Consider the following 15,665-nt stretch of genomic DNA (forward strand, 5'->3'; position numbering starts at 1 on the left):
TCCATCCGTTCAAACCGATATCTGAGAGGAATTCAAAATGGCTGATCTCGCCAAGCTCGTCGACGACCTGTCCTCGCTGACCGTGCTCGAGGCCGCTGACCTGGCCAAGATGCTCGAGGAGAAGTGGGGCGTCTCGGCCGCCGCTGCCGTCGCTGTGGCCGCCGGCCCGGCCGCCGGTGGCGCCGCCGCCGCTGCCGAGGAGCAGACCGAGTTCACGGTCGTCCTCGCCTCCGCCGGCGACAAGAAGATCGAGGTCATCAAGGAGGTCCGCGCGATCACCGGCCTCGGCCTCAAGGAGGCCAAGGACCTGGTCGAGGGCGCGCCGAAGCCGATCAAGGAAGGCGTCGCCAAGGACGAGGCCGAGAAGCTCAAGGCCCAGCTCGAGAAGGCCGGCGCCAAGGTTGAGCTCAAGTAAGTCGACGATGGGCCGGTCCCGGCCCATCACCCCACGAAGGCTCCGCGCGAGCCTGTCGTGACCGGAGCCCGCGGGTCAGCGCCCGCGGGCTTTAGGCCGCTTCGGCGGATGGTCCTGGAACGGGACCGGCAAGAGATTCGGTTCGGTGGCGCGGCTCGGCGGGGCGCGCGTCACGGCCCGGTGCGGGAGGTCCCTTTCGGGAACGCTTCCCCGGGCGCGAGGCACGCGGGTAGGAGCGAGGTCACATGGCCAACACGCTGGTCGGTCGCAAGCGCATTCGGAAGTTCTTCGGCAAGATCAAGGAAGTTGCCGAGATGCCGAACCTCATCGAGGTTCAGAAGGCGTCCTACGACCAGTTCCTGATGGTCGACGAGCCCGAGGGCGGGCGCGCCGACGAGGGGCTGCAGAGCGTGTTCAAGTCGGTGTTCCCGATCTCCGACTTCGCCTCGACGGCGCTGCTCGAGTTCGTGCGCTACACCTTCGAGGCTCCGAAGTACGACGTGGACGAGTGCCGCCAGCGCGGCATCACCTTCGCAGCCCCGCTGAAGGTGACGCTCCGCCTGATCGTGTTCGACGTCGATCCGGACACCCAGGCGAAGTCCGTCAAGGACATCAAGGAGCAGGACGTCTACATGGGCGACATGCCCCTGATGACGGAGAACGGCACCTTCATCGTCAACGGCACCGAGCGCGTCATCGTCTCGCAGATGCACCGCTCGCCGGGCGTGTTCTTCGACCACGACAAGGGCAAGACCCACTCCTCGGGCAAGCTCCTGTTCGCCGCCCGCATCATCCCGTACCGGGGCTCCTGGCTCGACGTCGAGTTCGACGCCAAGGACATCGTACATGTCCGCATCGACCGGAAGCGCAAGCTGCCGGCGACGTCGCTGCTCTACGCCCTGGGCCTCGACGGCGAGGAGATCCTGTCGACCTTCTACAACAAGGTCGTCTACGACCGGGACGGCGCCGACTGGCGCGTGCCGTTCGACGCCGAGCGCATGAAGGGCATGAAGGCCACCGTCGACCTGATCGACGCCGATTCCGGCGAGGTCGTGCTCGAGGCTGGCAAGAAGCTGAATGCCCGCAACGCCCGCCAGATCACCGAGAAGGGCACCAAGTCCCTCAAGGCGACCGACGAGGATCTCGTCGGCCAGTACGTCGCCGAGGACCTCGTCAACGTGCAGACCGGCGAGATCTGGGCGGAGGCCGGCGAGGAGGTCACCGACAAGCTCCTGAAGAGCCTGGAGGAGGTCGGGATCACCGAGCTGCCGGTGCTCGACATCGACCACGTCAACATCGGCCCCTACATCCGAAACACGCTGGCGGTGGACAAGAACTCCAACCGCGAGGGCGCGCTGTTCGACATCTACCGGGTCATGCGCCCGGGCGAGCCGCCGACCCTCGAGACCGCCGAGGCGATGTTCCACTCGCTGTTCTTCGATTCCGAGCGCTACGACCTCTCGGCGGTCGGCCGCGTGAAGATGAACATGCGCCTCGACCTCGACGCCGCCGACACCGTGCGCACCCTCCGCAAGGAGGACATGCTGGCGGTGGTCAAGGCGCTCGTGGAGCTGCGCGACGGCAAGGGCGAGGTCGACGACATCGACCACCTCGGCAACCGCCGCGTCCGCTCGGTGGGCGAGCTCATGGAGAACCAGTACCGCCTGGGCCTCCTGCGGATGGAGCGCGCCATCCGCGAGCGCATGAGCCAGGTCGACATCGACACGGTCATGCCGCAGGACCTGATCAACGCGAAGCCCGCGGCCGCGGCCGTGCGCGAGTTCTTCGGCTCGTCGCAGCTGTCGCAGTTCATGGACCAGACCAACCCGCTCTCCGAGGTGACGCACAAGCGCCGCCTCTCGGCGCTGGGCCCGGGCGGTCTGACCCGCGAGCGCGCCGGCTTCGAGGTGCGCGACGTGCACCCGACGCACTACGGCCGCATCTGCCCGATCGAGACGCCGGAAGGCCCGAACATCGGCCTGATCAACTCGCTCGCCACCTTCGCGCGGGTGAACAAGTACGGCTTCATCGAGACCCCGTTCCGCCGCGTGCGCGACGGCGTGGTCACCGACGAGGTCGCCTACCTCTCGGCCATGGAGGAGGCGAAGTACTACGTCGCCCAGGCGAACGCCCAGATGGACGAGAACCGCAAGCTCACGGAGGACCTCGTGGTCTGCCGCCGGGCCGGCGAGGTGATCGTCGTTGGGCCCGAGCGCGTCGACCTCATGGACGTGTCGCCGAAGCAGCTCGTCTCGGTAGCCGCGGCGCTGATCCCGTTCCTCGAGAACGACGACGCCAACCGCGCGCTGATGGGCTCGAACATGCAGCGCCAGGCGGTGCCGCTCGTCCGCGCCGACGCCCCGTTCGTGGGCACCGGCATGGAGGCGGTGGTCGCCCGGGATTCCGGCGCCGCCATCGCGGCCCGCCGGGCCGGCATCGTCGACCAGGTGGACGCCACCCGCATCGTCATCCGCGCCACCGAGGAGGCCGACGCCAACAAGCCGGGCGTCGACATCTACCGGCTGCAGAAGTTCCAGCGCTCCAACCAGTCGACCTGCATCACGCAGAAGCCGCTGGTCCGCGTCGGCGAGTTCGTCAAGAAGGGCGAGATCATCGCCGACGGTCCCTCGACCGAGTTCGGCGAGCTGGCGCTCGGCCGGAACGTGCTCGTCGCGTTCATGCCGTGGAACGGCTACAACTTCGAGGACTCGATCCTGCTTTCCGAGCGGATCGTGAAGGATGACGTGTTCACCTCGATCCACATCGAGGAGTTCGAGGTGATGGCCCGCGACACCAAGCTCGGGCCGGAAGAGATCACCCGCGACATCCCGAACGTCTCCGAGGAAGCGCTCAAGAACCTCGACGAGGCCGGCATCGTCTACATCGGTGCCGAGGTGAACGCCGGCGACATCCTCGTCGGCAAGATCACCCCGAAGGGCGAGAGCCCGATGACGCCGGAGGAGAAGCTGCTCCGCGCCATCTTCGGCGAGAAGGCCTCGGACGTGCGCGACACCTCCCTGCGGGTGCCGCCGGGCGTCACCGGCACGATCGTCGAGGTCCGCGTGTTCAACCGCCACGGCGTCGACAAGGACGAGCGCGCCCAGGCGATCGAGCGCGAGGAGATCGAGCGCCTCGCCAAGGACCGCGACGACGAGCAGGCGATCCTCGACCGCAACACCTACGCCCGCCTCGCGGACGTGCTGATCGGTCAGGCGCCGGTGGCCGGCCCGAAGGGCTTCCGGAAGGACACCACGCTCACCCGCGAGCTGATCAACGACTACCCGCGCTCGCAGTGGTGGCAGTTCGCCGTCATCGAGGACCGTCTCATGACCGAGATGGAGGCGATGCAGAAGCAGTACGACGAGTCGAAGAAGCGCCTCGAGCAGCGCTTCCTCGACAAGGTCGAGAAGCTGCAGCGCGGCGACGAGCTGCCCCCCGGCGTCATGAAGATGGTCAAGGTCTTCGTGGCGGTGAAGCGCAAGATCCAGCCGGGCGACAAGATGGCCGGCCGTCACGGCAACAAGGGTGTCGTGTCGCGGATCGTGCCGATCGAGGACATGCCGTTCCTGGAGGACGGGACGCATGCCGACATCGTGCTCAACCCGCTGGGCGTGCCCTCGCGCATGAACGTCGGCCAGATCCTGGAGACGCACCTCGGCTGGGCGGCTGCGGGCCTGGGTCGCAAGGTGTCGAAGGCGGTGGATGCCTATCTGAAGTCGCAGGACATCGCGCCGCTGCGGGAGGAGATGAAGGCGATCTACTCCCCGGGCGAGCTCGACGGCCTGACGGACGAGGAGCTGGCCGAGGCCGGCAACAACGTCCGCCGCGGCGTGCCGATGGCCACGCCGGTCTTCAACGGCGCCAAGGAAGCCGACATCGAGCAGATGCTGGAGATGGCCGGTCTCGACCGCTCGGCGCAGTCGACGCTCTACGACGGGCGCACCGGCGAACCCTTCGACCGCAAGGTGACGATGGGCTACATCTACATGCTGAAGCTCCACCACCTCGTGGACGACAAGATCCACGCGCGCTCGATCGGCCCGTACTCGCTCGTCACCCAGCAGCCGCTGGGCGGCAAGGCGCAGTTCGGCGGCCAGCGCTTCGGCGAGATGGAGGTCTGGGCGCTGGAGGCCTACGGCGCGGCCTACACGCTGCAGGAGATGCTGACGGTGAAGTCGGACGACGTGGCCGGCCGCACCAAGGTCTACGAGGCGATCGTCCGCGGCGACGACACGTTCGAGGCCGGCATCCCCGAGTCGTTCAACGTGCTCGTCAAGGAGATGCGCTCGCTCGGCCTCAACGTCGAGCTCACCTCCTCCAAGAAGGCCGCCAACGACCAGCTTGAGCCCCCGGCCGACGCGGCCGAGTAAGAGAGAGACCACACCTCCCGTGGCGGCGGTTGCCCGCCGCCACGGTCGAGCGGGAAGGGGAGGGGCCTTCCGGGGTTCGACGACGGTGAGCAGCGCCCGCGCGGGGCGCGGCGCCGGATCTTTTTCAGGACGCGGTGGCCCGGCGCGGGGCTGCCGGCGTCAACAAGGAGCGGATCATGAACCAAGAGGTCATGAACCTTTTCAACCAGCAGGCCCAGCCGGTCAGCTTCGATCAGATCAAGATCTCGATCTCGTCCCCGGAGAAGATCCTCTCCTGGTCGTACGGTGAGATCAAGAAGCCCGAGACCATCAACTACCGGACCTTCAAGCCCGAGCGCGACGGCCTGTTCTGCGCGCGCATCTTCGGGCCGATCAAGGACTACGAGTGCTTGTGCGGCAAGTACAAGCGCATGAAGTACAAGGGCGTCATCTGCGAGAAGTGCGGCGTCGAGGTCACCCTCGCGCGCGTCCGGCGCGACCGCATGGGCCACATCGAGCTGGCCGCGCCCGTCGCGCATATCTGGTTCCTGAAGTCGCTGCCGAGCCGCATCGGCCTGCTGCTCGACATGGCGCTCAAGGACCTCGAGCGGATCCTGTACTTCGAGTCGTACTGCGTCATCGAGCCGGGCCTCACCCCCCTGAAGGAGCGTCAGCTCCTGTCGGAGGAGGAGTACCTGCGCGCGCAGGAGGAGTACGGCGAGGACTCGTTCACCGCCATGATCGGCGCCGAGGCCATCCGGCGCATCCTGCAGGAGCTGGACCTCGACAAGATCGCCAACGATCTGCGCGAGGAGATCGCCGTCACCACCTCGGAGCTGAAGCCCAAGAAGCTCCTGAAGCGGCTCAAGATCATCGAGGCCTTCCAGATGTCCGGCAACAAGCCGGAATGGATGATCCTCACGGTCGTGCCGGTGATCCCGCCGGACCTGCGCCCGCTGGTCCCGCTGGACGGCGGCCGCTTCGCGACCTCCGACCTGAACGACCTGTACCGCCGCGTCATCAACCGCAACAACCGCCTGAAGCGGCTGATCGAGTTGCGCGCGCCCGACATCATCATCCGCAACGAGAAGCGGATGCTGCAGGAGGCCGTCGACGCCCTGTTCGACAACGGCCGCCGCGGCCGCGTCATCACGGGCGCCAACAAGCGCCCGCTGAAGTCGCTCGCCGACATGCTGAAGGGTAAGCAGGGCCGGTTCCGCCAGAACCTGCTCGGCAAGCGCGTCGACTACTCAGGCCGCTCGGTCATCGTGGTCGGTCCGGAGCTGAAGCTGCACCAGTGCGGCCTGCCCAAGAAGATGGCGCTGGAGCTGTTCAAGCCGTTCATCTACGCGCGCCTCGACGCCAAGGGCTTCTCGGCCACCGTCAAGCAGGCCAAGAAGCTCGTGGAGAAGGAGAAGCCGGAGGTCTGGGACATCCTCGATGAGGTGATCCGCGAGCACCCGGTGATGCTGAACCGCGCGCCGACGCTGCACCGCCTCGGCATCCAGGCCTTCGAGCCGAAGCTGATCGAGGGCAAGGCGATCCAGCTGCACCCGCTGGTCTGCGCCGCGTTCAACGCCGACTTCGACGGCGACCAGATGGCCGTGCACGTCCCGCTGTCGCTCGAGGCGCAGCTGGAAGCGCGCGTCCTCATGATGTCGACGAACAACATCCTGCACCCGGCCAACGGTCAGCCGATCATCGTGCCGTCGCAGGACATCGTTCTCGGCCTCTACTACCTGTCGATCGTGGCCGAGGGCGCGCCGGGCGAGTTCAAGCCGGGCAACACCAAGAACCCGATGCAGGGCGTCTACGGCGACATGGGCGAACTGGAGCACGCTCTCGCCGCCAAGGCCGTGTCGCTGCACTCGAAGATCAAGTGGCGCTGGACCGGCATCGGCCCGGACGGCGAGCCCTTGACCAAGACCTACGAGACCACCCCCGGCCGCGTGATCCTCTCCGGCGCCCTGCCGAAGCACGCCAAGGTGCCCTTCGACGTCGTCAACAAGCTGATGACCAAGAAGGAGATCTCGGCGATGATCGACACCGTCTACCGCCACTGCGGTCAGAAGGAGTCGGTGATCTTCTGCGACCGGATCATGGCGCTTGGCTTCAACCACGCGTTCAAGGCCGGCATCTCATTCGGCAAGGACGACATGGTCGTGCCGGAGAACAAGTGGTCGATCGTCGACACGACCCGCGCGCTCGTGAAGGATTACGAGCAGCAGTACAACGACGGCCTGATCACCCAGGGTGAGAAGTACAACAAGGTCGTCGATGCCTGGGCGAAGTGCTCGGACAAGCTGGCCGCCGAGATGATGGGCCGGATCTCGGCCGTCCAGAAGGACGAGCACGGGGCCGACAAGCAGGTCAACTCGATCTACATGATGAGCCACTCGGGTGCCCGCGGCTCGCCTGCCCAGATGAAGCAGCTCGCGGCGATGCGCGGCCTCATGGCCAAGCCCTCGGGCGAGATCATCGAGACCCCGATCATCTCGAACTTCAAGGAAGGCCTGGACGTTCTGGAGTACTTCAACTCCACGCACGGTGCCCGTAAGGGCCTGGCCGACACCGCCCTGAAGACCGCGAATTCCGGCTACCTGACCCGCCGCCTCGTCGACGTGGCCCAGGACGCCGTCATCCGCGAGGTCGATTGCGGCACGACCAACGGCATCAAGATGCGCGCTATCGTGGATGCCGGCCAGGTCGTGGCGACGCTCGCCACCCGCATCCTGGGCCGCGCCACGGCCGAGGATCTGGTGGCCGCGGACGGCACGGTGATCGTCAAGACCGGCGAGACCATCGAGGAGCGGCACCTGCCGGCGATCAACGCCGCCGGCATCCAGGAGGTGAAGATCCGCTCGGTGCTGGTCTGCGCCACCAAGAGCGGCGTCTGCGCCACCTGTTACGGGCGCGACCTCGCCCGCGGCACGCCCGTCAACATGGGCGAGGCCGTCGGCGTCATCGCGGCGCAGTCGATCGGCGAGCCGGGCACGCAGCTCACGATGCGCACCTTCCACATCGGCGGTGCGGCCCAGATCGCCGACTCGTCGTTCATCGAGTCGAGCTTCGAGGGCACGATCAAGATCCGCAACCGCGCGATCGCCAAGAACTCCGATGGCGATCTGATCGCCACCGGCCGCAACGTGGCGGTGGTGGTCGTCGGGTCGGACGGGGTCGAGCGGGCGGTCCACCGCCTGCAGTACGGCGCCAAGCTCCGGGTCGACGAGGGTGACAAGATCAAGCGTGGGCAGCGCATCGCCGAGTGGGATCCCTACACCCGTCCGATCCTCACCGAGGTCGACGGCATCGTGGCCTACGAGGACCTGGTCGACGGCCAGTCCATGACCGAGACCACCGACGAGTCGACCGGCATCGCCAAGCGCGTCGTCGTCGACTGGCGCGGCTCGGCCCGGACCTCTGACCTCAAGCCCGCGATGGTCGTGGTCGATCGGGACGGCAAGGCGCTCAAGCTGCCCCGCGGCTCGGACGCCCGCTACTTCCTTCCGGTCGACGCCATCATCGGCTTCGATCCCGGCGCGAAGGTGAATGCCGGCGACATTCTCGCCCGCGTCTCGACCGACTCGGCCAAGACCCGCGACATCACCGGCGGTCTGCCGCGGGTGGCGGAGCTGTTCGAGGCAAGGCGCCCGAAGGACGCGGCGATCATCGCCGAGAAGTCGGGCACCATCGCGTTCGGCCGCGACTACAAGAACAAGCGTCGGCTCACGCTGACGCCGCACGACGGCTCGGAGGCGGTCGAGTACCTGATCCCGAAGGGCAAGCACATCCACCTGCAGGACGGGGACGTGGTCGAGCTCGGCGATTACATCGTCGACGGAAACCCGGCCCCGCACGACATCCTGGCGATCAAGGGCGTGGAGGAACTCGCGGCCTACCTCGTCAACGAGATCCAGGAGGTCTACCGGCTGCAGGGCGTGTCGATCAACGACAAGCACATCGAGGTGATCGTCCGTCAGATGCTGCAGAAGGTCGAAGTGACCGACGGCGGCGACTCGGACATCCTCTCGGGTGACCAGATCGATCGCACGGAGCTGACCGACTTCAACGAGAAGCTGCTCGCCGAGGGCAAGAAGCCGATCCAGGGCGTCCCGGTCCTGCTCGGCATCACCAAGGCGTCGCTGCAGACCAAGTCGTTCATCTCGGCGGCCTCGTTCCAGGAGACCACCCGCGTCCTCACCGAGGCGGCGGTCAACGGCAAGGTCGACACCCTGGAAGGCCTGAAGGAGAACGTCATCGTCGGGTCGCTGATCCCGGCGGGCACGGGCTCGATGGTGGCGGATATCCGCTCAATCGCCCGCCGCCGCGACGCGATGATCCTGCAGCAGAAGCAGGCCGAGAGCGGCGCCATGCCGGTCGAGGAGCTTCCGCCCGCCGCCGCCGAGTGAGGCCGTCGGCAGATTCGTGACGCGAGAGGGCGGCCTTCGGGCCGCCCTTTCTCGTTCCGACCTGCCTTTGTCCGGCCGTGTCCCCTCACCAACTCGAACGCCGTCTTTGCGAGCGCAGCGAAGCAACCCAGTGTCGCGCCACGCTGGAAGACGTCCCGCTGCCCTGGGTCACTTCGCTGCGCTCGTGATGACGGGCCGGACAGTGTCGACTGCAACCCCGAAACCGTATCGAGACGCGCGCGACCGTCCGGCCTTAACGGCAGCTCAACCATACCGCGCGATAAATTCGGCGCGGCCGCAGAAACACCCTGGAAACGGGGAGGATCGGGCCGGTTCGGGTGCGTGAGTGCGGGTCTGGCGTCGTGGGCACGAGACGAGGACGGGAATCGAGCCTGCGCTGGCTCTCGGCGGCCCTGACGCCCTGGATGGTCGGTCTGGGCCTGCTGGTGTCGTTCACCGCCGATGCCGGCACGGAGAACGCCATCGGGGCGAGCCGGCTCGGGGTGATCGATGCCGACACGGTCCCGCCGCTGCCGCTCGGCACCCTGCTGATCGGATCGGCCCTCCGCCGCCTCGGCGACGAGCCGCCCCAGGCGACCTTCAAGACCGGCGCGCACGTTTTCCCGGTCGTGCAGCGGGCCGGCAAGGGCGACCCCGCCCGGCCGCCGGCCGAGAGCTTCGCGCGCCGGGCCGCGAACCTGCGCGAGGCGGGCGGCGCCCTGGTGTTCGGCGACGTTACCGGCAGCGTCACCGGCGTGCTGACGCAGGGCTCCGCGATCTGGGATCCGGAATCCGAGCCGGAGGCCGCCTTCGTCCCCGTGCCGGATCTCGGCCTCACCACCGGCAGCGGCACCGCCGCCTCCACGGGCGCGGGGACGGCCGACCTCACCGAGGATGGCGGCCCCGAGCGCTTCGACGGCTCGACCCCGCCGGTGCCGCGGGCCATCGCGCTGTCCTCCACGACGCCGGCACCCGCCGACGCCATCCCCGTCGAGATCGCCGCGGCCAGCCTCGCGCTCCCCGATTTCGCGATCCGCACCGAGCGGCCCGACAGCGCCCAGCCGGTGCCCGAGGACGCGCGCCGGCGCTACGCCGACCTGATCGACCCGAACGCCCTCGACAAGGAGCAGCGCTGCCTCTCCGAGGCGGTCTATTTCGAGGCCCGGAGCGAGCCCGAGGCCGGCCAGGCCGCCGTCGCCCAGGTGGTGCTCAACCGGGTGAAGAGCGGCCTCTACCCGGCGAGCGTCTGCGGCGTCGTGTACCAGAACCGGCACCACTACATGGGGTGCCAGTTCTCCTTCGCCTGCGAGGGCAAGTCGCTGCGCATCACCGATGCCGGCGCCTGGGAGTCCGCCACCCGCATCGCCCGCTCGGTGATCGAGGGCCGGACCTACCTCGCGGAGGTCGGCGCCGCGACCCACTACCACGCCGACTACGTGCGTCCGGGCTGGGCCCGCCGTCTGCGCAAGATGGACGTGATCGGCCGGCACATCTTCTACCAGCTCCGGGCCGGCCAGACCTGACCCGGGTCGGATCCGGTCTCATAAGAGAGACTGTCGAAGATCCGAACAATCCTACCTAGGTAGGCGACGCCTAAGCAGTCGAAACCAAGGGTTAATTTTACCTTCGTTCCCGATAATGCTTGCGCGCCGGGCAACGAGTCTGGCCTCTGGTACGTCGAGACGAGCGCCGCGTCCGCGCCGCGTCTCGTAGTAATGCGTATCAGAGGACTTCCATGACCGCGCCGGTCGCTCGCACCGCTTTCCTCGCCGCCGCCCTCGGTGGCGCGCTCCTCGCCGCACCCGCCCAGGCCGGCGGCTGCTACGGCTCCGAATGCTATCGCCGCGTCGTCACGCCGCCGGTCTACGACACCGTGCAGGAGAACGTGCTGGTGCGCCCGCCCCGCACGGTCTACCGGACCACGCCGCCGGTCTACGACACGGTGTCGGAGCGCGTGATGGTCTCGCCCGGCGGCCGCTACTGGCAGACCAGCCGCGGCCCCGGCGGCGAGCTGATCGGCTGCTGGGTGACCACGCCGCCGCGCTTCGCCGTCCGCACCCGGACCGTGCTGATCCGCCCGGCGCAGACGATCCCCGAGACGATCCCGCCGGAGTATGCCAGCGTCAGCCGCCGCGTCCTCGTCGCGCCCGCCCGGGCCGGCTGGGCGCCGATCGGCGGCGGTTACGGCTACCGGCCCGCGGCCTACGGCGGCCCGCTCGTCGGCTCGATCCCGGACGCCCTCGGCATCACCGGGGCCAGCTCCTCGGATATCGGCGTCGGTCTCGGCTTCTACACGGGCAGCCGGTACGACGGATACTGAGCCGGTAACGACCGCCGCCGCCTTGATTCCGGGCGTCCCGGCCACACCTCACCGCGCAGCACGGGAGGTGACGATGGGGACGTTCAAGGCCTGGGTGGTCGAGAAGAACGAGGCCGGCCAGAGCCTCGCCTTCCGGGATTTCGACGACGCCGACCTGATGGACGGCGACGTCACCGTGCGGGTGACGCACTCGACCCTGAATTACAAGGACGGCCTCGCGCTCACCGGCAAGTCGCCGGTGGTGCGCCGCTTCCCGATGATCCCCGGCATCGACTTCTCCGGGATCGTCGAGACCTCGGACCACCCGGAGTACAGGCCGGGCGACGCGGTCGTGCTCACCGGCTGGGGCGTCGGCGAGACGCATCTCGGCGCCTACGCGCAGCGCGCCCGGGTCCGGGGCGACTGGCTGGTTCCGCTGCCCCAGGGCCTCACGGCCGAGCAGGCCATGGCGGTGGGCACCGCCGGCTACACGGCGATGCTGTGCTGCATGGCGCTGGACGCCCACGGCGTGAAGCCCGAGCACGGCCCGGTCATCGTCACCGGCGCCTCGGGCGGCGTCGGCTCCGTCGCGGTGGCGCTCCTCGCCCGGGCGGGCTGGCACGTGATCGCCTCCACGGGCCGGGACGGCGAGGCCGATTACCTGAAGGGGCTCGGCGCCGCCGAGATCCTCGACCGGGCCGAACTGTCGAAGCCCGGCAAGCCGCTGGGCAAGGAGCGCTGGGCCGCCGGCGTTGACGCCGTGGGCTCCACGACGCTCGCCAACGTCCTCGCCATGACCCGGGCGGACGGCGCCGTCGCGGCCTGCGGGCTGGCGCAGGGCATGGACCTGCCGACCTCGGTGGCGCCCTTCATCCTCCGCGGCGTCTCGCTGCTCGGCATCAACAGCGTCACCACCCCGCAGAAGAAGCGGCGCGAGGCCTGGGCCCGCCTCGCCCGGGAGCTCGACCTGGCCAAGCTCGCCGCCATGACGAGCATGGTCCGCCTGGAGGAGGTCGGCCGGCTCGGCGAGGAGATCCTGGCCGGCAAGGTCCGAGGCCGGACCGTCGTGACGGTGGCGTAGGTCCGGCGCCCGTCAGGCGGCTTTCCGGGCCTGGAGCAGGTAGCTCATCGGCAGGAGCCGGTCGGCGGCGAGCACGTCGCAGGCCGTGCTGCTGATGTTGTCAGGAAACTCCCGGAACCGCTCGATCGCGAGGCCGGCACCGATCAGGCTCTCGATCAGCATCCCGACGGGATGGGCGAACCAGTAATGCGGTCCGACCCGCGGGGCCGGCCCGTCGCCGTACACGATGGCGTCCTCGCCAACGAACGGCGCCGTGCGGAAATAGGAGTGCCGGACCAGGAGCGGCTGCTCCGCCCGCGGCTCGAACATGTTCACGACGGGGTGCTCCTCGTGGATGAGGATCCGGCCGCCCGGGTGCAGGAGGCGCGCCGCCACGGCGAGGAAGCGCGGCAGGTCGGGCATCCAGCCCAGCACGCCGATGGTGATCACCGCGAGGTCGTAGGCACCGTCGTGCTCCGCGTCGATCGCGTGCACGTCGCCCGCGACGAAGCGGCAGTCGCGCCCGGCGATGCCGGCGAGGTCCCTGGCCTGGGCGAGGAACGCCTCCGACTGGTCGAACCCGGTCGCCGACCGGGCGCCGAGATTCATCAGCGACACCGTCTCCCGCCCGTTGTTGCAGCAGAGCTGCGCGACGGAGGTCCCGGCGAGCCCGATCGCCCGCAGGGCCGCCTCCATCGGCGGGTCGAAGCTGGAGAAGCCGGGATCCCGCGCGAAGTTCTGCGTCAGCCGGTCCCAAGACGGGTCGCTCCGGTGCAGCGACGCGGAGGCATCCCAGGCCTGGCGGTTGGCGGCGACGGCCTCGGCGGCGGACAGGGACGACATCGACGGCTCCGGGTGAATCGCCGGAGAGTCTAGCGAGCGGTGCCCGTGTCGCGCCACGGCGAAAACGCCGGGCCGGCCGAACCGCCGTCGCGCGGGAACCTTTGCCGTGCCTCGCGTGTTGGTGTCTTCATGAGCGTCGCATTCGTCAAAGAGCCCGAGGGTGGGGAAGCGTTCGAGAATCTGCCGGACCGGCCGATCTCGCCGCACACGAACTTCGTTACGCCGGAGGGGCTCGCGCAGATCGAGGCCGAAGTCGCGCGTCTCGAGAAGGAGGTCGCCTCGCTAGACCCCGCCGACAAGGCGGAGGATTCCCGCATCGGGCGCGACCTGCGCTACTGGGCGGCCCGGAAGAACACCGCGCAGCTCGTGGAGCCCAGGGGCGGCGACACCGTGCAGTTCGGCTCCACCGTCACGGTGGTCCGCGAGGACGAGTCCGGCAAGGAGACTCGGCAGACCTTCCGGATCGTCGGCGAGGACGAGGCCGACCCGCACAAGGGCTCGATCTCGTACGTGGCACCGCTCGCCCGCGCCATCACGGGCAAGACGATCGGCGACGTGGTCGAGGTGAACGGCCACGAGGTCGAGGTCGTCGAGATTCGCTGACGCGGGTCAACGGCCCTCGAAGCGCGCCCGCAGGGGCAGCAGCGCCTCGGCGACGTGCTCTATGAAGGCCCGGACCCGCGCCGCGTGGCGCAGGTCCGGATGCGTCAGGATCCACAGGTCCGCCCCGAGTTCCGGGTGCGGCCCTGACAGCCGTCGCAGCGCCGGATTGAGGTCGGCCGTGAAGCAGGGAAGCGGGCCGATGCCGAGGCCGGCCTCGACCGCCGCTTCGAGACCGATCACCGCGTTGACCCGCAGGCGGACGCGGTCGGAGGGCGCCCGCGCCTCCACGAACCGCGTGAGCGAGCCGCCCGCCACCAGCGGCCCCGGACTGATCCACGCCTCGCGGCCCAGATCACCGTAGGCGCGGTCGGCGCGGCCGTAGACTCCCCAAGCCGTGAGGGCGAGGCGGCGGCCGACCAGGGTCTCGCTCGGCTCGCGGCTGATCCGGATCGCCACGTCGGCGTCCCGGCGCGAGAGGTTGAGCGTCGCCTCCGCGAGGATGAGGTCGATCCGAATCTCCGGATAGCGCTCGGCGAAGCTCGCCAGCATCGGCATCAGCAGGTCAGCGGCGAAGCCGGCCGGCGCGGTCACCCGCAGCTCGCCGGAGGGTGTCTCGCCCTGTCCCGCCACCACGCGGGCGAACCGCGTCACGTCCGCCTCGATCCGTCCGGCCGCGTCGATCATCGCCTGCCCGGCGGCGGTCGGCACATAGCCGGTGCGCAGCCGCTCGAACAGGCGCGTGCCGAGCCGCGCCTCCAGGGCGGCGAGGCGCCGGAACGCCGTCGAGTGGTTGATCCCGAGCTCGGTCGCCGCCGCGGTCAGGCCGCCCCGATCGGCCACGGTCTTCGCGAACCGGAAGTCGTCCCATTCGAGCGCCACGCGCGGATCCTTGCGTCTGTGCAAGATCAATCTTGCATGTCGGGGCATTCTTGCAAGGCGGCAAATGCGCGATGGAGTGGCCTTCCGCGGGCCGACGATTCGGCCGTCCGTCCGACACGCAGGAGAGATCACCCGATGGCGAAGGTTCTGGTGCTGTACTACTCGACCTACGGTCACGTGGAGCAGATGGCCTACGCCGTCGCCGAGGGCGCCCGCGAGACGGGGGCCGAGGTCGTCGTGAAGCGCGTGCCCGAGCTGGTCCCGGAGGAGGTCGCCCGGCAGAGCCACTTCAAGCTCGATCAGGCGGCGCCGGTCGCGACCGTCGCCGAACTCGCCGACTACGACGCGATCATCTTCGGCACGCCGACCCGCTACGGCAACATGGCCTCGCAGATGAAGCAGTTCATCGATCAGACCGGGGGGCTCTGGATGAAGGGCGCCCTGGTCGGCAAGGTCGGCTCGGTCTTCACCTCCACGGCCTCCCAGCACGGCGGCCAGGAGACGACGCTGACGAGCTTCCACACGGTGCTGTTCCACCACGGCATGGTGGTGGTCGGCCTTCCCTACAGCTTCCAGGGGCAGGCGGGCGTCGAGGCGGTGAAGGGCAACACGCCCTACGGCGCCAGCACGATCGCGGACGGCGACGGGTCCCGCCAGCCGAGTGCTGTCGAGCTGGAGGGCGCGCGGTTCCAGGGCCGCCACGTGGCGGGCATTGCCGCCAAGCTGGCCCGAGACTGAGAAGCCAAGAAAAAAGGCTCGGATTGCTCCGAGCCTGAAAGGAAAAAGGCCATTGGGGGCTGAGAAGGCC

At 68.8% G+C, this 15,665-nt stretch carries 10 protein-coding genes; 8 read left to right on the plus strand and 2 right to left on the minus strand.

Translation table 11 applies throughout. The features are described from left to right. Positions 1–37: 37 nt before the first annotated feature. The 6 genes from rplL to acuI all read left to right on the plus strand — a co-directional run bounded on the left by rplL (position 38) and on the right by acuI (position 12,553). Positions 38–415, plus strand: coding sequence for a 50S ribosomal protein L7/L12 (gene rplL, locus ACX9MN_RS28265; RefSeq protein ID WP_020096227.1), 378 nt, complete (start codon positions 38–40; stop codon positions 413–415). Between the two features lie 245 nt (positions 416–660). Next, positions 661–4,785 carry a DNA-directed RNA polymerase subunit beta gene (gene rpoB, locus ACX9MN_RS28270; protein ID WP_020096228.1) on the plus strand — a complete coding sequence of 1,375 codons (4,125 nt, stop codon included), beginning with the start codon at positions 661–663 and terminating at the stop codon, positions 4,783–4,785. 176 nt (positions 4,786–4,961) lie between these two features. Beyond that, positions 4,962–9,173: a DNA-directed RNA polymerase subunit beta' gene (gene rpoC, locus ACX9MN_RS28275; RefSeq protein ID WP_026605423.1), complete on the plus strand. Its 4,212-nt coding sequence runs from the start codon at positions 4,962–4,964 to the stop codon at positions 9,171–9,173. A 425-nt stretch (positions 9,174–9,598) separates the two neighbouring features. Then, positions 9,599–10,696 (plus strand): cell wall hydrolase, encoded by a 1,098-nt coding sequence (locus ACX9MN_RS28280; RefSeq protein WP_489726363.1) that lies wholly within the window; start codon positions 9,599–9,601, stop codon positions 10,694–10,696. 212 nt (positions 10,697–10,908) lie between these two features. Beyond that, positions 10,909–11,493, plus strand: coding sequence for a hypothetical protein (locus ACX9MN_RS28285; RefSeq protein ID WP_132367084.1), 585 nt, complete (start codon positions 10,909–10,911; stop codon positions 11,491–11,493). Between the two features lie 73 nt (positions 11,494–11,566). Then, the gene (gene acuI / locus ACX9MN_RS28290) at positions 11,567–12,553 is read left to right on the plus strand and encodes an acrylyl-CoA reductase (NADPH) (protein ID WP_489726072.1); all 987 of its coding nucleotides are present in this window, start codon (positions 11,567–11,569) and stop codon (positions 12,551–12,553) included. A gap of 12 nt (positions 12,554–12,565) precedes the next feature. Here the strand turns inward: acuI and ACX9MN_RS28295 are convergent, their stop codons facing one another. After that, a complete protein-coding gene (locus tag ACX9MN_RS28295; RefSeq protein WP_489726073.1) occupies positions 12,566–13,375 on the minus strand; it encodes a class I SAM-dependent methyltransferase in 810 nt (269 codons plus the stop codon). A gap of 129 nt (positions 13,376–13,504) precedes the next feature. Here ACX9MN_RS28295 and greA point away from each other — a divergent pair, with 129 nt between their 5' ends. Beyond that, entirely contained in the window at positions 13,505–13,978 is a 474-nt protein-coding gene (gene greA, locus ACX9MN_RS28300) for a transcription elongation factor GreA (RefSeq protein WP_020096234.1), read from the plus strand. Between the two features lie 6 nt (positions 13,979–13,984). On the opposite strand, the gene ACX9MN_RS28305 is transcribed toward greA, so the two are convergent. Continuing rightward, the gene (locus ACX9MN_RS28305; RefSeq protein ID WP_489726074.1) at positions 13,985–14,857 is read right to left on the minus strand and encodes a LysR family transcriptional regulator; all 873 of its coding nucleotides are present in this window, start codon (positions 14,855–14,857) and stop codon (positions 13,985–13,987) included. 135 nt (positions 14,858–14,992) lie between these two features. Here ACX9MN_RS28305 and wrbA point away from each other — a divergent pair, with 135 nt between their 5' ends. Further along, positions 14,993–15,595 (plus strand): NAD(P)H:quinone oxidoreductase, encoded by a 603-nt coding sequence (gene wrbA, locus ACX9MN_RS28310; protein ID WP_091683025.1) that lies wholly within the window; start codon positions 14,993–14,995, stop codon positions 15,593–15,595. Positions 15,596–15,665: the final 70 nt, after the last annotated feature.

The sequence above is a fragment of the Methylobacterium sp. 1A genome (assembly GCF_058072805.1).

Coding starts and splice junctions, on each gene's coding strand:
- rplL (WP_020096227.1), top strand. CDS start 38: ATGGCTGATCTCGCCAAGCTCGTCGACGACCTGTCCTCGCTGACCGTG.
- rpoB (WP_020096228.1), top strand. CDS start 661: ATGGCCAACACGCTGGTCGGTCGCAAGCGCATTCGGAAGTTCTTCGGC.
- rpoC (WP_026605423.1), top strand. CDS start 4,962: ATGAACCAAGAGGTCATGAACCTTTTCAACCAGCAGGCCCAGCCGGTC.
- ACX9MN_RS28280 (WP_489726363.1), top strand. CDS start 9,599: ATGGTCGGTCTGGGCCTGCTGGTGTCGTTCACCGCCGATGCCGGCACG.
- ACX9MN_RS28285 (WP_132367084.1), top strand. CDS start 10,909: ATGACCGCGCCGGTCGCTCGCACCGCTTTCCTCGCCGCCGCCCTCGGT.
- acuI (WP_489726072.1), top strand. CDS start 11,567: ATGGGGACGTTCAAGGCCTGGGTGGTCGAGAAGAACGAGGCCGGCCAG.
- ACX9MN_RS28295 (WP_489726073.1), bottom strand. CDS start 13,375: ATGTCGTCCCTGTCCGCCGCCGAGGCCGTCGCCGCCAACCGCCAGGCC.
- greA (WP_020096234.1), top strand. CDS start 13,505: ATGAGCGTCGCATTCGTCAAAGAGCCCGAGGGTGGGGAAGCGTTCGAG.
- wrbA (WP_091683025.1), top strand. CDS start 14,993: ATGGCGAAGGTTCTGGTGCTGTACTACTCGACCTACGGTCACGTGGAG.